Source organism: Butyrivibrio sp. AC2005 (assembly GCF_000424145.1).
Classification (GTDB): domain Bacteria; phylum Bacillota; class Clostridia; order Lachnospirales; family Lachnospiraceae; genus Butyrivibrio.
In genome coordinates, this window is the sequence record NZ_AUJI01000023.1 from 64,847 (window position 1) to 85,497 (window position 20,651).

At 39.3% G+C, this 20,651-nt stretch carries 17 protein-coding genes; 7 read left to right on the forward strand and 10 right to left on the reverse strand.

The window, feature by feature from the left end; all coding sequences use genetic code 11:
- Positions 1–31 precede the first annotated feature (31 nt).
- Positions 32–1,819, reverse strand: coding sequence for a methyl-accepting chemotaxis protein (locus tag G602_RS0107765; RefSeq protein ID WP_026658495.1), 1,788 nt, complete (start codon positions 1,817–1,819; stop codon positions 32–34).
- Between the two features lie 13 nt (positions 1,820–1,832).
- A complete protein-coding gene (locus G602_RS0107770) occupies positions 1,833–3,128 on the reverse strand; it encodes an ABC transporter substrate-binding protein (RefSeq protein ID WP_026658496.1) in 1,296 nt (431 codons plus the stop codon).
- Positions 3,129–3,379: 251 nt separating this feature from the next.
- Here G602_RS0107770 and G602_RS0107775 point away from each other — a divergent pair, with 251 nt between their 5' ends.
- Positions 3,380–5,056 (forward strand): M3 family oligoendopeptidase, encoded by a 1,677-nt coding sequence (locus G602_RS0107775; RefSeq protein WP_026658498.1) that lies wholly within the window; start codon positions 3,380–3,382, stop codon positions 5,054–5,056.
- Between the two features lie 75 nt (positions 5,057–5,131).
- Here the strand turns inward: G602_RS0107775 and G602_RS0107780 are convergent, their stop codons facing one another.
- Positions 5,132–5,641 carry a helix-turn-helix domain-containing protein gene (locus G602_RS0107780; protein WP_026658499.1) on the reverse strand — a complete coding sequence of 170 codons (510 nt, stop codon included), beginning with the start codon at positions 5,639–5,641 and terminating at the stop codon, positions 5,132–5,134.
- A gap of 137 nt (positions 5,642–5,778) precedes the next feature.
- Positions 5,779–8,223 (reverse strand): ribonucleoside triphosphate reductase, encoded by a 2,445-nt coding sequence (locus G602_RS0107785; RefSeq protein ID WP_026658500.1) that lies wholly within the window; start codon positions 8,221–8,223, stop codon positions 5,779–5,781.
- A 210-nt stretch (positions 8,224–8,433) separates the two neighbouring features.
- Between G602_RS0107785 and G602_RS0107790 the strand changes: the two genes are divergently transcribed.
- A complete protein-coding gene (locus G602_RS0107790; RefSeq protein ID WP_026658501.1) occupies positions 8,434–9,720 on the forward strand; it encodes an FIST signal transduction protein in 1,287 nt (428 codons plus the stop codon).
- A 41-nt stretch (positions 9,721–9,761) separates the two neighbouring features.
- On the forward strand, positions 9,762–10,406 hold the full coding sequence (locus tag G602_RS0107795; RefSeq protein ID WP_026658502.1) for a phosphatase PAP2 family protein: 645 nt from the start codon (positions 9,762–9,764) through the stop codon (positions 10,404–10,406).
- Positions 10,407–10,414: 8 nt separating this feature from the next.
- Here G602_RS0107795 and G602_RS0107800 read toward each other — a convergent pair whose 3' ends face one another.
- From G602_RS0107800 to G602_RS0107810, 3 genes are all read right to left on the reverse strand, one after another.
- Positions 10,415–11,227, reverse strand: coding sequence for an alpha/beta hydrolase (locus G602_RS0107800; RefSeq protein WP_049945119.1), 813 nt, complete (start codon positions 11,225–11,227; stop codon positions 10,415–10,417).
- A gap of 132 nt (positions 11,228–11,359) precedes the next feature.
- Positions 11,360–12,832, reverse strand: coding sequence for an alpha-L-fucosidase (locus G602_RS0107805; protein WP_155829729.1), 1,473 nt, complete (start codon positions 12,830–12,832; stop codon positions 11,360–11,362).
- 24 nt (positions 12,833–12,856) lie between these two features.
- The gene (locus tag G602_RS0107810; RefSeq protein WP_044931482.1) at positions 12,857–13,096 is read right to left on the reverse strand and encodes a hypothetical protein; all 240 of its coding nucleotides are present in this window, start codon (positions 13,094–13,096) and stop codon (positions 12,857–12,859) included.
- A gap of 216 nt (positions 13,097–13,312) precedes the next feature.
- Here G602_RS0107810 and G602_RS0107815 point away from each other — a divergent pair, with 216 nt between their 5' ends.
- Positions 13,313–13,558, forward strand: a complete 246-nt coding sequence (locus tag G602_RS0107815; RefSeq protein ID WP_026658507.1) for a TIGR03905 family TSCPD domain-containing protein — start codon at positions 13,313–13,315, stop codon at positions 13,556–13,558.
- Positions 13,559–13,659: 101 nt separating this feature from the next.
- Here G602_RS0107815 and G602_RS0107820 read toward each other — a convergent pair whose 3' ends face one another.
- Together G602_RS0107820 and G602_RS25735 are read right to left on the reverse strand one after the other, a co-directional pair.
- Positions 13,660–15,408: a carbon starvation CstA family protein gene (locus tag G602_RS0107820; protein ID WP_026658508.1), complete on the reverse strand. Its 1,749-nt coding sequence runs from the start codon at positions 15,406–15,408 to the stop codon at positions 13,660–13,662.
- Positions 15,409–15,447: 39 nt separating this feature from the next.
- The gene (locus G602_RS25735) at positions 15,448–16,038 is read right to left on the reverse strand and encodes a hypothetical protein (protein WP_049945120.1); all 591 of its coding nucleotides are present in this window, start codon (positions 16,036–16,038) and stop codon (positions 15,448–15,450) included.
- A gap of 275 nt (positions 16,039–16,313) precedes the next feature.
- On the opposite strand from G602_RS25735, the gene G602_RS0107830 reads away from it, so the two are divergent.
- Positions 16,314–17,729: a GGDEF domain-containing protein gene (locus G602_RS0107830; RefSeq protein ID WP_196808617.1), complete on the forward strand. Its 1,416-nt coding sequence runs from the start codon at positions 16,314–16,316 to the stop codon at positions 17,727–17,729.
- Here the strand turns inward: G602_RS0107830 and G602_RS0107835 are convergent, their stop codons facing one another.
- Complete coding sequence (locus tag G602_RS0107835) at positions 17,730–17,984, reverse strand: hypothetical protein (RefSeq protein ID WP_026658510.1); 255 nt, start codon at positions 17,982–17,984, stop codon at positions 17,730–17,732.
- A gap of 140 nt (positions 17,985–18,124) precedes the next feature.
- Here G602_RS0107835 and G602_RS0107840 point away from each other — a divergent pair, with 140 nt between their 5' ends.
- The gene (locus G602_RS0107840) at positions 18,125–18,487 is read left to right on the forward strand and encodes a hypothetical protein (RefSeq protein WP_026658511.1); all 363 of its coding nucleotides are present in this window, start codon (positions 18,125–18,127) and stop codon (positions 18,485–18,487) included.
- 24 nt (positions 18,488–18,511) lie between these two features.
- The gene (locus G602_RS25740; protein ID WP_049945122.1) at positions 18,512–20,635 is read left to right on the forward strand and encodes a helicase-related protein; all 2,124 of its coding nucleotides are present in this window, start codon (positions 18,512–18,514) and stop codon (positions 20,633–20,635) included.
- The last annotated feature ends 16 nt before the right edge of the window (positions 20,636–20,651 follow it).

Genomic DNA, 20,651 nt, shown 5'->3' on the forward strand with positions numbered 1-20,651 from the left:
GATTTTTTTATGTAAAGATATAATTAAATATTTAAAGAGAAGTAAAGCGTTCAGTGGTTTCGCTAAGCTGTTCAGTAACATCTGTATTTTTATCAATAGCGAGCGATATCTTTTTAATACCACCAACAATTTCAGTCGAACTTTCAGCTGACATAGATATTGCAGACGAACTTTCATGTATGGATGTTGTAATCATCTGTATGGATTCAACCATTTCCTGCATAATATCATTAAGATTGTCAGCCTTTTGTGTGAAGGAGGTGAGCATATCGTCCATAATATCGGCTGTATGCTCGTATTTTTCTCCTGTATCAACAAATTCATCATAATCACCCAGAACAGTACCATTTATGAAATCCAGGGCATCCTGAGCGTTTTTGGCAAGTGCATTGACTGCATCGGTTACTTCGTTACTGATCTCCTGAATGGTACCGGCAGTTTTTCTGCTATTATCGGCAAGTGCACTGATTTCAGTAGCAACAACGGCAAATCCTTTACCGGCTTCACCGGCTCTTGCAGCTTCGATTGAGGCATTAAGTGCAAGCAGATTAGTCTGTGATGCAATGTCCAAAATAACATTTGTAAGTTCATTGATCTGGCCAACCTTTTCAGAATCCTTAACCGACTTTGTAAGAGTATCTGACAAAGAAGCCATTTGCTTGCCTGCGTCTGCTTTTTTGTTTGTGACACGTGATTTGAGAGTGTTTGCTTCTTCTTTTATCGATAGAGCAGTAGTAGTACCTGTAGAGGCCTCATCGGTAATGGCCTGCGCTGCGCTCTTTACAGCATCTACTTTACCATTGATGGATGATACAGTATCTGCAAGGGTTTCCATATTGGCAGATAATTCCTCAAGTGCTGCAGATGTATTAGTAACATTATCATCAGCTATACGAAGCTGAGAAACAACTTCCTCTGAAGAAGAGGTAAGTATTGTGGATCCATTCTTGACATCGCGCATGATACCTTGCAAAGTCTCAATGAAGTGATTGATACCACATGTTATGAATAGCAATTCTGACTTTGTTTTGGTCTGGATTCTTGCAGTCAGATCACCTTTTCCTTGTTCAATGTTAGATATAATATCATTGACTTCATCACTGATTCTGCGGATTTTCTTAACAATATTTTTGTAACTGATCAGGAAGTTGATTATTATCAGAACCAAAATAACAACCATACCTACAATAACAACAACACGACCTGACTGAAGGAGCTCATTCATCATGTCTGTAGTATCGGATGCTGCATTTGATATAGCGTTATCAAGGGCTTTTGTTGAGTGAAATATCGCTATTTTCTGGATTTCGGCTTTATCAAAAAGTGTAGTGTAAGCTCCATCCTGATCACCGGAATCGCAGCGTGATATAGCGCTGTCAATAAGTGCGGTAAGCCTTGAATATTGCTCTGATATTTCTTTTAGCTGAGCCGTGGCTTCCTCATCATTAAAAGTGGAAAAATCCTGATTTAACTGGCTTATATCGGACTGTATGGTGGATTTAGCTACTTCAATCTGAGGTAGTAGTGCTTCTTTGGTTTCTACAGCATCTGCGGCTATATATCCTGTTGTCTGATCATATAATGACATGACATCAGATTTTAGCGCTGCTTCATGCTGCGTAAGGCTCATCATCTGTCCAAACATTTCTATACTGGTATTTGTGGATCTTTGCATGGATGTCATTACAAGAAACATGACAACCACAAATGCAATTAACATGAAAAGATTAAGGGTTAAAACTTGAAATAGGATTGAATTAACTTTCTTAACTGTGATATTTGTTGCGCCTGAACTTTCATAACGTGTGTTATCTGCCATTTTCTACACCTCCTTAGAGCTTTGAATACCATTCGGAAGTGATAGATTTCACTTCGTTAATGAAACCGGCTTTATCAAGCTCGCCATTTGCAAATTTGAAAAATGCAAAGGCCAGTCCTTTTTGGCCTAATCCCTCAGGCATATTTTGCCAATGCCAGTTTGAAGTTTTACCTGAGGAAATATAACTGGAAATTACTTTAGCAAAGGGATCTGAAGCAACATATTTGCAATCTGTGAAAGGGCTAATAAATCCAGCATCCTCAACTAATATTTTTTGCGCTGTATCTTCAGAGCACCACTGCAAAAAGGCTTTGGCGGCATCAACGTTGGCTTCCTTTGGTATCGCCCACCAGGAGGGAGCGCTTGTAAGGATTGTGTCCTGACCATCCATGAAACAATAAGGAAGCATGCCTACCTCAAAGTTGCCTGCAGCCGCGTATGCATCTGCAGCATCGCCTGTCATGGTTGCGCCAATCCAGGAACCTTGTGTGACAAAAGCATATTTTCCTGATGCAAAGCCCATAACCTGTGCGTCGTAAGCGCTTTCAGTAAGTACAGCAGGATCGGAGTACTGGTTAAATAATTCGATCATATCTGCAAAAGCAGAAAATCTGGTGTCATCTAACTGACCACCTTTATTTAGCATATCTATATAGGTTGTATCAGTACGGGCAAGTCCGGAATCAATATAAGTACCAAAAATATGGTTTCCGCTTGACCAGCCAACATCGTTAGGTTCAGCACAGTATCCTATAACAGCTGTGAGACCAAGCTCAGATTTTTTGGAATCAATAGTCTCAAATGCTGATTTTAGCGCTTCGGGGCTTTTGATACTGGCGGGATCTATACCACATTTAGAAAGAATATCAGCATTATACGCAAGACCGATGGCTTCTGTTGTGTAAGGAAAACCTATGGTTCCATAGGTTGAGTCGACATATGCTGCATCGGTACGGGTTGCCCAGTTTTGATCGCTCATATCTACGAGAAGACCATCCCAGTTGCCAAAACCCGCTGCTTCGCAGGCTATTATGTCGGGCATCTGATCAGAAAGATAGTATCCTTTCAGAGTAGCCTGAGCATCAACGCCTGCTGCAACATTTACAACAGATACAGGGATACCTGTTTCTTTAGTATATTGTTTAGCGAGGTCTTCGATTTGGCTACTTACTTCGCTTTTAATGTTAAGGAGCGTTAAAGAGCCGGCATCTGTTTCCTCGACACTTGCAGGTGCTTCTTTACCACAACCAAATGTAAAAAGCATAAGCGCAAGTGTAGTTATCATTGAAATAAAGCGCCTTTTTTGCATACTTAAAACCGTCCTTTCCGTGATAATTGCGTAATTTGCTACTTATAATTATATGTAGTAGCGTAAAAATATAGGATTAAATAAGTATAAAATTATGATAAATAATGTACTTAAAAGTAAAAATTGTATAAAATATGATGATAATAAATGAATACATCATGACAGCATGATGTACAAACAATTTTATTGTTAAACGGCAGTATAGATACTATAATTGAAGAGCAAATCATTAAGAAAGGTTGGAAAAATCTATGAAATTTTCAGAAATGCCATACAGGCATATTGATATGGATGAGGTAAAGAGCTTCTTTGAAAAACTGATAGAAGATAGCAAAAATGCAAAAAGTGGTGAGGAGCAGTTCGAACTTCATAAAAAATATTATGATTTTCATAATGAAATTTATACATTGATGAGAATTGCATCATTTCGTCATGATGTAGATACCAAAGAGGAGTTTTACGCCAAAGAGCAGGAATATATTGATGAAATCACTCCACTGATCTCACAATACAACAATGAATATCAAAAGGTATTGTATAAATCCCCTTATAGAGCATATTTGGAGGATAAGATTGGCAAGGTTGCTTTCAAAAATATGGAATTAAACTTTGCATCAATTGATGAGAAAATTCTGCCTCTTATGCAGGAAGAGAATGCGCTTATAAACAAATATGATCAGATCATCGCATCTGCAAGAATTCCTTTTGATGGTGAGGAATATAATATTTCACTTCTTAGGAAATTCCTTACAGGCAATGACAGAGATACCAGAAAACGTGCCTGGAAGGCTTTATCAGACTATTTTATGTCAGTTACCGATGAAATAGATGATATTTACGATAAACTTGTTGAAAACAGGACAAAACAGGCTAAAGAGCTCGGCTATGATAATTATATCGAACTTGGTTACAACAGGATGATGAGAAATTCTTACAGAAGAGCCGAGGTAGAAAGCTTCAGAAAGCAGGTAAAAGAGTCATTTGTTCCTCTTGTGACAAAAATACAGGAAAAGCGCAGGCAGGAAATAGGTGTAGATGAACTGAAATATTATGATAACGAGGTTTATTTTAAGAACGGGAATCCGGCACCAATAGGCACTCCGGAAGAAATTATGAAGGCCGGACAGACTATGTATCAGGAATTGTCACCTGAAACAGCTGAGTTTATAGATGTAATGATGGAAAACGAGTTGTTTGATGTCCTTGGAAGAAAAAATAAGAAACAGGGCGGATATATGGATTTTCTTCCGAAATATAAAGTACCTTTTATATTTGCAAATTTCAACGGTACAAGTGGAGATGTCGACGTTGTGACGCATGAATGTGGACATGCTTTCCAGGGATATGTAACAAAAGATGATGAGATAATTGAGCATAATGATATAACAATGGAAACTGCTGAAATCCACTCAATGTCCATGGAATACTTTACTTACGGATGGATGGATAAGTTCTTTGGTGACAGAGCAGATGATTATTTTAAGATGCATCTGGAGGATTCAATTACATTTATTCCTTATGGATGTATGGTGGATGAATACCAGCATATTGTCTATGAAAAACCGGAGATGACACCGGCCGAGAGAAAACAGGTATGGAAGGAATTGGAGAAAACCTACAGACCCTGGCTTGATTTCGATGGAGATCCGTTCTTCGCTGAAGGAGGTTTTTGGCAGAAGCAGGGGCATATTTTCTGGAGTCCGTTCTATTACATCGATTATGTACTTGCAAGTGTTATTGCTATGCAGTTTAAGGTATGGATGGATAAGGATTATAAGGACGCATGGAAGCACTATTTACAGCTTTGTAAGATATCTGCAGGCGAATTTTATGAGGATATGCTGTCTGAAGTAGGACTGAAGAGTCCTTTTAAGGATGGAACAATAGATGAACTTGCAAAAAATATGGCTGAAAAAGTTGAGTTATAAATATATAATACTTCAAAAAAGAGGATGCACTAGCTTTTTAGTGCATCCTCTTTTAAAATAACAATTGTTTCAAAATTATTTTTTAAGAAGAGATGCCAGTTTCTCTTTGTTAATCTGGCCATTGGCAACTGTATTAGCCATCCAAATCTTTAGGGATTCAACAGTCTGGTCAATCATAGCGAGCTGTTTCTGAATATTAACAAAATCGGGAAGCTCGTCATCAGAAATAACTCCGTCTGCAGTGATGTCTATAAGTCTGTTACGCTGCTCATCAAGTGAGTTAAGTGAAGAAAGCATAGCAAGTACTATCTCGGATAATGTAGACTCTTTTGCAACTGGCACAGAATCCTGTCCGATACGACATTCATGAGTACAGTAGTAATTGCATAATTCGGGCTTTCTATAAGCTTCAGCCATAGCTACAACGTCTTCAGGCTGGATAGCTGTCTTTTCAGATTCAATCTTCTCAAGACGACTTTCACTGATAAAACCTATACGCTCACTTGCCTGAGCCCTTGTTAAGCCCGCTTCTTCGCGGCTTTCGAAATAAATGTTTTTGTTTTCTTTAATGGACTTCTTCCCCATTTGTATTCCTCCATAACTTCTTTGCATACCACAAAAAATCATACTGAATTAAAGTTTAATACAATATATCAGTTCAGGTCAATTAGAAAAAGCTTCGGAACACGTTCCGAAGCCTTTTCCAAGGAAAAATATAATGATTAAACAGAGACAGAACTTCTATTTAATTCAATCCAACCTTTTATGTCAGAAACGCCTGGATATGAGTGAAAACCATCATTATCGGTTACTATTAACGTAGGCGCCTGCATAATACCGAATTTCTCGACTAATTCAGCATTTTCATTAGCATCAAGGATATCATATTTTATTCCTGAGCTGTCCATAAGTGCACATGCTATCCTGCAATTAGGACATGTTGCGGTTTTAAATAAAAGTACAGATTTTGCAGATTTTTCTATAGGTTTTATGAGATTGCCTTCAAGCTCAGCAGCAGTTTTGACAGTTGTTTCCATGGCAGGAGACTGAACAGATTCGCCGGTAGGACGTATTATGCTGTGCTTGTGCGATAATTTTGAATTTGCAATATCGTAAACTTTTCTGTCTTTATATTCCTGAGCCTTTCCATCATTCCAGTTAGCAACCGGACGATAGTAACCGGTTATACGGCTGTATACTTCTGTTTTCTTGCCGCAGTGAGGGCATACAGCCTGCTCACCTGACAGATAGCCGTGCTCCTTACAAACTGAGTAGGTGGGTGACATGGTGTAGTATGGCAGTTTGTAGTTTTCTGCAATTTTTCTTACTAAATTTGCTGCAGCTTTCCAATCAGGAAGCTTCTCGCCCAGGAATGCATGAAATACAGTTCCTGAGGTATAAAGAGTCTGAAGCTCATCCTGAATGTCCAGAGCTGAGAAAATGTCTTCGGTATATCCAACAGGAAGGTGCGAAGAGTTAGTATAATACGGGGTTCCATCCATATTGGCTGTTATTATATCCGGATAAAGCTCTTTATCATGCTTTGCAAAGCGATAAGTTGTTGACTCAGCGGGTGTTGCTTCCAGGTTGTACAAATCACCGTATTGCTCCTGATAATCGGAGAGGCGATCTCTCATGTGAGTAAGGACTTCCCTGGTGAATTCCTGAACCTTTATATCAGTCATGTCCGCACGAAGCCAGTTGGCGTTAAGACCTACCTCGTTCATACCAATAAGACCGATTGTTGAGAAATGATTGCTAAAGGATCCAAGATATCTCTTTGTGTAAGGATAAAGGCCTTGCTCAAGAAGTTTACTTATTACCTGCCTCTTAGTATTGAGACTTCGTGCTGCAATATCCATAAGGTGATCGAGACGGTTATAGAAATCCTTCTGATCCTTTGCCTGATATGCTATTCTGGGCATATTTATAGTAACTACGCCAATAGAACCTGTTGATTCTCCGGAACCAAAGAATCCACCGGATTTTTTGCGAAGCTCCCTAAGGTCAAGGCGAAGTCTACAGCACATGGAACGTACGTCGCTGGGTTCCATATCGGAATTAATATAATTTGAAAAATAAGGTGTGCCGTATTTGGCAGTCATCTCGAAAAGAAGCCTGTTATTCTCTGTTTCGCTCCAATCAAAATCACTGGTTATTGAATATGTGGGGATTGGATACTGGAATCCTCTGCCGTTTGCATCACCTTCAATCATTATCTCAATAAAGGCTTTGTTAACCATATCCATCTCATGCTGACAGTCACCATATGTGAATGAAACTTCTTTTCCACCTACAATGGCATTGAGATTCTTAAGATCCGCAGGTACAGTCCAGTCAAGGGTAATATTAGAGAACGGAGCCTGAGTTCCCCATCTGCTGGGGGTGTTAACACCATATACAAAGGACTGTATGCACTGTTTAACTTCATCCTGTGAGAGATTGTCTATCTTAACAAAGGGAGCCAAATATGTATCAAAGGATGAAAATGCCTGTGCACCTGCCCATTCATTCTGCATAATACCCAGGAAATTAACCATCTGATTGCAGAGAGTAGACAGATGATTAGCCGGGGCGGATGTTATTTTTCCGGGAATGCCACCAAGGCCTTCCTGAATCAGCTGTTTTAAGCTCCATCCGGCACAATAACCGGAGAGCATGGCGAGGTCATGGATATGAAGAGCAGCACTTCTGTGTGCTTTTGCAATTTCATCATCATATACTTCTGAAAGCCAGTAATTTGCAGTAATAGCACCGGAATTAGAGAGAATAAGACCACCTATTGAATATGTAACGGTAGAATTCTCCTTTACACGCCAATCGTTGATCTTTAAATAATCATTTACAAGATCCTTGTAATTAAGAAGTGCAGAATTAACGTTACGAACCTTCTCGCGCTGCTTTCTGTACAGAATATAGGTTTTGGCGACATCAGAGTAACCGGACTCTGAAAGTACCTTTTCTACGCTATCCTGAATCTGTTCAACTGTTATTTTATCCTCAGTTATTTTGCTCTCAAAATCTGAGGCAACGCGCAGAGCAACCAGATCTATCACGCTTGTGTGATAGGGTTTTTCAAGTGCCTCAAAAGCCTTAATTATAGCTGCCGAAATCTTGGAAATGTCGAATTTGGCGATACTGCCGTCACGTTTTACAACTTCATACATAAGAAATACCCCCCAATAAAAACTTTAACACCCATATATAAGTTAACACAGAACATAGTGGTGGTCAATATATAGACAAAGCGCATAAAATGGACACTATATATTGTATCTTACCGGAAATATCCAATATTTCTAAATTTTTTATAAAGAAATGAATTTTTTTGATATACTTAAAATGTTGAAATTTTATTTTAAATGAGGGTGAAACTATTGAAACAATTTAATTTTGAAATAACTGCCGTAGCAGATGTGCATAAAGCACTGCAGGATATTTATTCCTATACGCAACATCATAAGTATAGCTCTATTCTTTTTCATCTTTATACAATGAAGTTTGGGGAGGAAGAGATAAAAACCGTTCAGAACGAAATTCTGGAAATGTATCCGGATGCAAATATTGGGGGAACCAGTTCCAACGGTGATATTTGTGATGGTCATCTTGCTGAGGATGGTCTTGTAATGGCGGTTTCTATTTTTGAGACATCTGAGGTACATACTTATCTGTTTGAGTGTGGAGAAGGGGAAGAAAGCGAAGTAGGTGCACGGATAAGGCGTACTATCGATACTTCAGATAAAGTTTGTGCTGCTGAGATTTTGATAACGTTAAAAGCAATAGATAGTACCGCCATTTTGGATGAAGTTGAAAAGCTTGAAAAGAAAATAAAAATATTTGGTGGAGGAAGTGCAGGTCCTAACATAGAAGATACAAAAACAAATGTTATAAATGAACAAAAAGTATGTAGCGCTGGGGTAGTACTTATTACTTATGCGGGAGACGATCTGCATATAGATGTTCATCATGCAACCGGATGGAAACCACTTGGAAAGGATCTTGAGGTAACAAAAATTGTTGGTAAAAGACTGTATGAACTTGATGGTGTTCCGGCAGGTAAAATATACAGTAAGTATCTTGATATTCAGGCTGATGAGAATTTCTTTGCGAACATGCTGGAGTTTCCATTATTGTCAAAACAGCATGGATATGAAGTGTTAAGATTACCTTTTTCATGTGATACGAAAGATAATTCCATAATTCTTGCAGCAAATATTAGGCAGGGTACCAAGGTGAATCTCTCGTACGGGGATCCGGATGTGATAAAATCCGATGTTGAGGATCTTGTCTGGAATGTCAGAAGCTTTGCTCCTCAGGCAGTATTTCTGTATTCATGCGGAGTAAGACGCTTGTACTGGAAATATCTGATAAATAAGGAAACAGGACCGTTTAGTTTTATTGCGCCTGTGAGCGGTTTTTATTCCAGCGGTGAGATTATGAACATGGGAGACTATATCATTGAGCATCATGTTACGCTTATTGCAATTGGTATGAGGGAAGGCGGACAGGCTTTATCTCAACCTACAGGAATCGGCTATAAAGAGATAGAGGTTCCTGAAGAGCAGAAAATACATGGTCAGATTTCCATGGTAAGACGGCTGGCTAATTTCATTAATGTTACGGCTGCTGAGCTTAGGGAAGCTAATAGTGACCAAATGGGTTAACTGTATATAAATAATTAAAAATGGGAGATGTATTAAAAGAAATGAAGAGTAAAAAAAGTTTTGTTGTTTCGGGCATTTTTGCCATAATTTCGATTTTGTGGATCGTTCTGGTTAAAACCTATGATGTTGCACAGATAGGACCAATGGATACAAGTATTGGATTTTCCCATCTCAACAGTTGGTGTCATGAGTTTTTTGGAATAAATATCATATGGTATAAAATAACCGAAGTGTTAGGAATACTGGCACTTATGGTATGTGCAGCTTTTGCACTGGTTGGTATGCTGCAGCTTGTAAAGCGGAAAAGTGTTGCAAAGGTAGATAAAATAATTCTTAAACTTGGCGGGTTATATGCCGTAGTTATAGCACTTTATGTTATGTTTGAGAAAGTAATAATCAATTACAGGCCGATTATTATGCCTGATGCGACAGAGCCGGAAGCATCTTTTCCTTCATCCCATACAATGCTTATTTGTGTCGTAATGGCAAGTACCATTATGGTTCTGGATCAATATATAAAAAATAAACGACTTGCCTTAATCGTGCGAGTCGCTTGTGTGATAATAATGGTTATAACAGTAGTAGGCAGACTTGCCTGTGGAGTTCACTGGCTTACAGATATAATCGGAGGAATACTTATCAGTATCGCCCTGTTAACAGCCTTTTCAGGAATAAAGGAATTGTAATATAGTATTTATTGACTAACCCAGTCGGCAATGATATCTGCTGTCTGGGTTATTTGTTCATAGTTGGTTATTTCAGGTACGCCATCTTTATCCTGGATTCCGTAACTTCCAAAATAAGAGTGTATTCCGCCCTGAATGACACATTCTTCAGAATCTATTGGCCACAGTTTTTTGCTGGCTTCATATTGTTCCATATCCAAAACTTTGTCATTAGATCCATAGATGGAAAGAAGGCGCAGATCTGTATCGGATAAGTCCACAGTCGGATAAGAAGCGCATAGAATAACACCGGTGTATCCTTTTTTGGCCACAGAAGATGTGGATGCAGGAGTGCTGCTCTTGGCAATTGTATTATTATTACCAATATGTGCACAGGCTGCAACACCGCCAAGGGAGTGTCCTGCAATATACCAGTCGACATCAGCCACTTTGGCTGTGAAATCGGGATAGCCGGCAGTAAGGGTATCAACGGCATTGATTTTAAGAACTGCAAGATTTTCAGGCATTCTGGTCAGAAGACATAAATATCCCCTTGATGCAAGCTCATACATAAGGCCGTTGTATGAGGAATATTCAACTTTTCCGCCCGGGTAAAACACAATTACAGCCTTTATTTCCTGCTTTTCAGGTATAAAAACCGTTCCATTCTTATCAGAGTAAGAGTGGACTTTTCCGGAGAGTACTTCCTCAATATTTTCGATAATACTTAAGTCTGCTCTGTAGTAATTTGTAGTATAAATCTTAAATGCTATTATCCCGGTTACTACGAGAACAAGCAAAAGTACTATGAGCCATTTTGTAAATTTCTTAAACTTCTTCAAAGTATTACGCCTTCTTTGATTGATATTTCATAAGTCAGTATACCATAAATTCCTGATTTTCTTTAAAAAACGAGGACCGTATGGGATCAGGTCCTCGCAGAAAACATCTTTAAAAAGGTAGACTCGGGTATTTTAAATACTAAGCCTGAATACTACAGGAAGGTCTTTGGAATCCTCGGTTGCACATGTAATGTGAAGAGCCTCGTTGTCATGAGCAAAATTCAATGGAGAATTGTCACCAAGGCGCACTATTTCTGAGATGCAGCTATTAAATAACCCCTGTTTTTTTGCAAACGATTTCACTGTATAATGCCCGTCCGCTGAAGGTCTTAAAGCTATAATGTAAATATGTCCTTTTCCGGCAAGGAAACGAAAATCTTCGCATGAAAAGGCCTTGACGTTGCCATCCTGGAAAGCTCCTTCTACTATTGATACATTACCTTCGCCAAAATTTCGGTAAGGCATAGTATCATATATTGCCTCGTGGTTTGTATTCATCCATGTGCCAATTTCATTTAATATGGCAGATTCTTCATCTGAAAAAGTGCCATCAGCTTTAGGACCAATATTTAAGAGCATAGTTCCGTTTTTTGAAATGATATCTATGAGATCGCAGAGAATATCCTTGGCTTCCTTATACTTGTTCTGCTCAGTATAGCACCAGGAGTTGAAGCACATAGCTGTATCGCTCTGCCAGCGATATGGCTTCTGGGCTGCGAGCTGACCACGTTCGATATCCGGAACAGCAATGCCAAAAGGAATGGCGTCATGCTTGTAATTAACGATGACCTCTTTATTCCATGATGCGGCACGATTGTAATAGTAAGCCAGAAGCTTCCTTAAATAGGGTTTAAGCTCGACACGCTGTATCCACCAGTCAAAATAAAGAATATTTGGCTTATATTTATCAATAATCTCACAGGTTCTGACCAGCCAGTCCTGCATGAACTCTTCTGTTGGTACACATTCACCGTCGATGGCATCAAAATCAGAAGGACCTTTAATGGAAGGCCAGTAAAGGTCTCCCCGGTGGAATTCTCCATTTATATCACTGTCAAAATCCCTTCCGCCGCCTTGAAAGAAGAGGTGCTCAATTCTATGGGAGGAAGTACCAAAAATAAGGCCTCCATTTTCACAGCTTTTTTTGAGTTCCCCCAGAATATCTCTATGGGGGCCCATATCCTTTGCATTGTAAGAAGAAAGGTCAGAATCATACATTTGAAAACCGTCATGATGCTCAGCAACAGGTACAACATACTGTGCACCTGCGTTTTTAAAGGTTTGTATCCATCTGTCCGGATCGAAATTTTCGGCCTTGAACAACGGGATGAAATCCTTATAACCGAATTCTGTGTGCTTTCCATAGGTTTCAATGTGGTGCTTATAGGCTACGGAATCCTTTTCATACATGTTGCGGGAATACCATTCGTTGTCATATGCAGGAACCGCAAAAACGCCGTAGTGAATAAAAATGCCAAAACGCATATGGCTATACCATTCAGGTACTCTGTATGCAGAAAGTGATTCCCAGGTATCAGTGTAGGGGCCCTGCCCTATAACTTTTTCGATTTCCTGAAGCTTTTCATCCATGTTGTAGTTTTTCATACCGAATCTCCCCCTTTTGACTGATTACTGACCGTTGTTAATGTTCATAATTGCCTGAAAAGTGTCTATATCATTCTGTGTGATTTTGATATTGCACTGTTTTTCAACGCCATCGGGAGTTGTGACCTTCATATCGATGATAGTTCCAAGCTCCATGGAACTGTCCTTTATAGCGTGAAAAAAAGGCAGTACGCGAGGATGCTCCTGCTTAAATGTATTAAATTTCTGTTGAAGGGCCATAATTGCCATTGGATTAATGTTCATAATGAATATATATCTCCTTTTAAAAAATCTGTCTTTCTATTTTACCTTAAATCAATGCATTTACAAGGGTAATAACTATACTTGTAGTTTAAAAATCCGGTGAATATTATACATTCAGGCTTCACAGATACCTATTATGCAATTTGATGATATGTGATATACTTAGTCACTGAAATTAATGGTCAGATACATAGGATAGATAGGAGAGTACAGACTATGGTATACAAAACAAAAGGAACCTGCTCAACACAGATAGATATAGAGGTTGAGGATGGAATTATAAAAAGTGTGGCTTTTACAAATGGCTGTAATGGAAATCTTCAGGGAGTATCAAGGCTCGTTGAGGGAATGAAGGCAGAGGATGCTATAAAGAAGCTCAGGGGAATCAAGTGTGGTTTTAAAAATACATCCTGTCCCGATCAGCTGTCATATGCAATTGAACAGGCTGTGCAAAACGGTTGATATTATATAATTGCAGTAAAAACAAGAGGTTCGCCACTTTAATAATTGTGACGAACCTCTTGTTTTATTGGTAGGATTTTTAAAATTGCAAAGAAATATATTTACGCTACGTTCTTCTTGTCTGCGTTCTTCTTTTCCTTATACTGGTTTACAAGAACCTTGGCTGCAATAGCTGATAATACAAGTGAAAGTACAACAAGCAGAATGGCGATTCCGGCCTGAATAAGTGCCCATACATCGGCAGCACCTGAAGTGTAAGCAGTAAGCTTTGCGGTGATGGTCTGAATAAGTGAGCAGATGGTTACTACAAGCATGAATACCATAGGAATGTAGAACATCTTGTTATTCTTACCAACTGCGCCGAGCCATGTGCAAACAGCGATGAGGCCTACAGCGGCAAGGAGCTGGTTTGCAGCACCGAAGAGAGGCCATATCTTGGTGTAACCTGTCATACCAAGGCTGACACCGAGAACTACAGTGATAACTGTTGCTACATAAGGATTAGCAAGAACTTTCTTGTATCCTGTAGCATCTTTTGCTGTCTGACCCTGCTCAAGGAAGAATTCCTGGAACATATATCTTGCAAGACGGGTAGCTGTATCAAGTGATGTAAGGCAGAAAACCGAAACAGCAAGGATCAGCATCTGATACATGGTATTCTGCACGCCGGGTGCGAAGCTGCCAATCATGGCTGAAAGACCGCCGGCAAATACCTGTGTAGGACTTGCATATGTTCCATCTGCAGCGGATGCCCATACAAATCCGATTGCGCAGAGTGAAATTACAGCTACTGTACACTCAATAAGCATAGAGCCATAAGCTACAGGGCGGGCATTTTTTTCATTATCAAGCTGCTTAGCTGTTGTACCTGATGAAACAAGTGAGTGGAAACCGGAAATGGCACCACAGGCAATTGTTACAAAAAGAGCAGGGAAAGCAGTTCCTGTTGTGAATACGCCTGTTCCCTTAAGTGATGCATCACCCATGGCAGGAACGGCAAACTGACCGTGACCTGTTACAACTGCACCGATTACTGCGATTAAGCCTGCAGCAATCATGAAATAAAGCAGGAAAGAGCTAAGATAGTCTCTGGGCTGCAGAAGAATCCATACAGGAGTTACTGAAGCTACAAGAATATAGGCACCAAGTACCCACATCCATGTGTTGTATGTAAGTGCAACAGGATGGAAGTTAAGGCCGATTGCTACGATTGCTGCAATTCCCACACAACCTAATACTGAAGCAATACCGATATTAACGTTTTTTCTGTAAACAAAGTAACCAAAAACAATAGCCAGAGCAATGAAAAGAAGTGAAATCATGGCTGTGGACTCGTTCGCAGCAAGGGTAGCACCTTCTACTGCAGCACCGGCAGCTGTGGTAGTACCAAATGTACTTGCAACGATAGAGCTAAAAGCTGCTACTACCAAAAGCAGTGTAAGATAACCAAATGTAAGGAAAAGCTTTTTAGCAGCACTGCCCATGGAATCGTCTATGATTTCGCCGATTGATTGTCCCTTATGACGAAGGGAAGCAAAAAGTGCGCCAAAATCATGCACGCCTCCAAAGAAAATACCACCGATTAAAACCCAAAGAAGTACAGGTACCCAGCCGAAGACTGCGGCCTGAATAGGTCCGTTAATAGGGCCTGCTCCTGCGATTGATGAAAAATGGTGCCCCATAAGGACAGGTGTTTTAGCCGGAACATAATCCATACCGTCCTCTAATTCATGTGCGGGTGTCTTTCTGTCAGGATCGATTCCCCACTGCTTTGCAAGCCAGCCGCCATATAAAACATATCCGGCAACAAGGATTGCAATGCTTACAATAAGTAATAATGCTGCATTCATTCTTTTTCTCCTCCTTTTTCTCCCCCCGTAGGGTATATATCAACTGACATATTCATAAGAATCGTCAGCTGCAGCCTCTGTCTGCGATGTGCCTGCACTACCTGTCTTTGCGTAGGCATCTTCAAGAAGCGCTTTCATGTCTTTTCCGGAATGGTTAGTTACTACCTTGCCGCTTTCTATGGAAATAACGGCAAGTCGCGCTTCGGAGTGTCCCCGGAAATTAAACAGATATCCTTTATCATAGTGAAACTTCTGTACCGCTTTGATGGTGTTTACATCAAGATCATTTGATGTCATGACAACAAAGGTAATATATGAACACATATGATCTTTTTCAGGATACTTGTCATTTTTTCTTACAAGTACAGGCTCAGCCTGCCTGGTGATAACATCCATAAGCTCGGACAGCTTTTGAAGATCAAACTGATCCTCTTTAATGAAAAGAACATGTTCATAAGCCTTGATAGCCCAAAGCTTCGCTTCCTTCTTTAGTACATATTTTTCGCTGAGTGAATAAAACCACGCATATGCAGGGTAAATTCTGTCGCCCAGCTTGAAGTTTTCAGTTATATCGAAGTTTGCCTGATAGCGGCGAAGAAGCTCCCCTAAATATTTGTCAGAAAAACTCATACAAAACCCCTTAAAAATAATCAATTAATTAAGTGCAAATACAACTTAGGGTACACTTTATCACTTTGACGCGTTATTGCAAGATGACAAATTTAATCAGTTTTTTTGATGGAGATTAATTTTGTAATGTATTTTGTTCTGATAAGAAAGAATCTGGTTATTTTTTTTTAATAAAAATAGAACAATATTATTATTTATGGTGACTGACTATAATGATAAAATTAATTTATCTATCTATGCTTTTACGCTTCTTAAGAGGGATAGGAGAAAAAGCAGTGAACAGCAACCAAAAACCTTTGAAACGAAGTATTTTCATAATTACAATTCTATTCATAACTATGTTATGTCTGGTATTAAGTATTCTGGCATATTCTACATTTACCAGTTCAATTTATCGTGCATATGATAAGCGTATGGATGATATATTACAGTATGTATGCAGCCATATTGATATGGAGGATCTTTCTGAGTGCGTTGATACAGGTGTGGAGTCTGAAAAATTCAAGGAAATGGGTTCTTTTATGGATTCCATTATGGAAGATTTTGATATCCATTATTTGTACATTGTAAAACCTGATTTGGATAGTGAGCAGCATGGAATGATGAATGTATTCTCTGCTGATACCGCATATGGAAGAGAAACTGACCCTGATGGTTATTATCTGGGACTTATGCTTTATGACGTTTATGAAGAAACTGAGCTACAGGTGTATCAGGCTGCTATGGAAAGAAATACGGTTTCGCGGTTTAAGAATTTCTCTTCCTGGGGATATGATTACACAGCAGCCAAGCCCCTTGTAAACAGCGATGGCAAACATTTCGCACTTCTCTGTGTGGATATAGAAGTGGAAGACGTTCAGCTGGCTATAACAACTTATACGACCATTACAGTTCTTTTAATAGGCTTTATGGGACTGATATTCCTTGGACTTTTTATAAAATGGATGAACTACAACATTACAGAACCTATAGGCCAGCTTGAGAAAAGTGTGGTTGCATTTGCAAAGCTCAGCCATTCAAGGGAAGATCCTAATCTTCTTAATTATACTCCGCCTGTCATTCATACCCGAAATGAGGTAGAGTCTCTATCAAAGGCGATAACACAGATGGCCAAGGATATGCGTATGTATGTCAATAATATTCTGGAAGCCGAGGGAATGGTTGAGGATATGAAGTCCCAGGTTAACCGGATGGATATGCTTGCTTATCAGGATGCACTTACAAATGTAAAGAATAAGGCATGGTATGACAAAACAGAGATACGTATAAATGAAGACATTGCAAATAATACTGCATGTTTCGCTATACTAATGGCAGATATAAATCATCTTAAAAAAATAAATGACCACTATGGACATGAACACGGAAATGATTATATTCTTGGAGCATGTCATATGATATGCAGTACCTTTAATCATTCTCCTGTGTTCAGAATCGGTGGAGATGAATTTGTTGTACTTCTTGAGAACCTGGATTATAGCAACAGAGATAAGCTCATTTCAAAGCTGAAAGAACTATTTGAAAAATCCGCTTCTGATGAGAGTAAAGAGCCGTGGGAACGTTATTCTGCAGCAATTGGAGTTGCAGTGTATGATCAGTATATTGATACTTCAATGAATGACGTCTTCAAACGGGCGGATGATTTGATGTACAAAAACAAATTGGAATCCAAGATGGCAAGAGAGGATTAATTACAAGTCAAAATCTTCCTTATCCTGTGGAGACATGATTCTTCGTGATAATTCCTGCTCATTATCGAGGATGTAGTCAATACGCTGGCACCATATCTCATATAAGATATTTATGATTTTTTCAGGATCATGTCCGAGCTTTTCGATTTCTTTGCGCTCCTTATCCAGTTCATCATGGTAATGTTTAAAGTAAGGATCGTCTATAAGATCAATTTTGGCACAGTTTATAAATGCATTGGCTCGTAGTGTATCCATAAAAATGCTCCTGTTTTTAGTAATGATTGAGTGTTTACATTTCTGATTTTATTTTATCACGGTAATATATTGGGTTTTATAAAGCTTTTGTAAAATGCTATGGAAATTAGTGTAAAAATGAAGAATGCAGAGGATAGGACATGAATGATAGAAGAGATTATAGCAGAATCATGATGAGCAGTAAGGTAATGGTTTTTGTTGAAGGCTATGAAGGTGAGATAGATGGGGTTGTCTCTGACCTTAGCGAGGAGAGTATTGGCATAAGGTGCAATATTACCGAAGAGCAGAAAAAGCTGATCGAGGCGCACCAAATGATAACCTTCCAGTTCGTTGATGCATATATGGTAGGAAAAAGGAAAAAGACTGATGTAGTCCAGGCATGTGCTTTGATAAAAAGAGTGAAATATTCTGATGGAGAATGTTTCATAGGAGGCTATGTGAGGGATGAAAATTACAGAAGATATGTCATAAGGAGAAAGATGTCTGCATTTTACAAATGGTAAGATGAAGGACCAAGGTGATAATATATGTCGTCTAAAAAGCATCAGAAAAGATTTGTCAGGAAAAGAGTAAAGTTTCAGGACGAGCTTAAAAGTGCCGGTGCGGTTTTTCCTGTGCAAAGATTTGATGATTATTGGGAAAAAAATAAAAACGAAATGGGACGTATTACGCTTTCTGCCTGTAAAGAAGCGCTGCGCACGGATAAGTTTTTTGTAAATGGTAAAACTGCTTTTGGAAGGGTGCAAAAACAGGAGCTGTATAAGGGAAATATAGAAAAATTCTGCAGACAGCTCTCTGAAGATTTGCATCCTTCGGCACTTTTTGAAACATTTCCCGGAATATCACATGCTATTTATATACATATGCTGGAAGCAGACGATACTGCGCTGGCAGGTTTTGTAGGGAAAAACAGAGAAAAAGTTGCTTCAAAGCTGATTTTAAAACATATTCGTCTTTCAAGGAAAATTTGGGATTTAGTCACATATGTTAAGGCAAATCTCACAGAAGAGATTATATTACGGGAACTTGAGAAAAATCCCAGGTATAAATATCTGACTAAGCGACTGTTACAGGCTGTTAAAGCCAAAAAGCTTCTCTATGAAAATATCCAGACATCTACACCGGATGATCTTACAACCCTGTTTCCTCTTGCCAGAAAGATGGAACGGAAATTTGTTATGCATATAGGACCGACAAATTCCGGCAAGACGCATCAGGCAATGGAGGAACTAAAGAAAGCTCCCAATGGGATATATCTTGCACCACTCCGTCTTCTTGCTTATGAACAGTATGAGAGAATGAACAGCGATGGCGTACCGTGCTCGATGATAACAGGCGAGGAGAGGATACTGATGCCGGGTTCTTTTCATCAGGCATCCACCATTGAAATGCTGGACATAAATGAAGAATGGGAAATGGCTGTCATCGATGAAGCTCAGATGGTAGCAGATGAACAGCGCGGCGGATCGTGGACAACAGCTATTCTGGGCATCAGGGCTAAGATGATACATCTGTGTGCTTCTCCTGATGCGGAGGAGACACTGAAGAAGATGATAGAATCCTGTGGGGATAAGTATGAGGTTACTTATCACGAACGAATGACACCGCTTGTTATGGATAAAAATGCTGAGAATTTCAGCTTTCCGGATGACGTCAGGGATGGTGATGCGCTGATAGTTTTTACAAGAAGAGACGTGCATAGTGTAGCCGCGGAGCTTCAGGATAAAGGTACTAAATGTAGTATAATATATGGTGCTCTGCCGTATGATGTAAGACATAGGGAAGCCGGCAAGTTTGCAAGTGGAGAGACAAAGGTCGTTGTGGCTACTGATGCCATAGGAATGGGTATGAATCTGCCTATTCGACGCGTAGTATTTCTGCAGACCGCAAAGTATGACGGAAAAGACGACAGAATGCTTACTTCTTCCGAAGTAAAACAGATCGCAGGGCGGGCAGGAAGATATGGTATATATGATACCGGATATGTTACCTCGTATTACGATTATGAGATTATAAAACGGCTTCTGTTTGCAAAAACCGTGCCTTTGGATAAGGCAATGGTAAATATTCCGGAAGAATTCCTGGAGAAGGATGGCAGGATATCTACAATACTTGAAATGTGGAACAAGATACCCGCAAGTGATTTTTATGACAAGGGAGATATCGATGAAAAGATACAGATTGCCAAGGCACTGGAGGGAATTGCAGATAACAGGGCTCTCATAAGAAAATTCATAAGAATTCCTGCTAATCCCGATAACAGAGAGACTTTTTCAATTTATATGGATTATTACAGGGATCTGGAAGAAAAAAGAAAGCCAAACCTGAAGGCGACTATGGATGATTACTGCGCTGAGAATATTGGTGAAGGAGATAACGAAGCCCTTCAGCTATTGGAGATAAGCAGTGCTGTATATGATTTTTTATATTCATTTACCCGTTTATTTGGGGAAGAGGAACAGTTACAGGGAATTCTTAACGGGAAAAGAAAGATTTCGGAAAAGATATTTACAATACTTGATAAGCAGAATTTGAGTCTTAAATCCTGCATATACTGTGGGAAAAAGCTTAAATGGTCTTATAGGTACACTATGTGTCAGGAATGCTACAGAAAGAAACATGGACATAGAAATTACAAACAGCTAAAGTAATATAATAGCATAATGA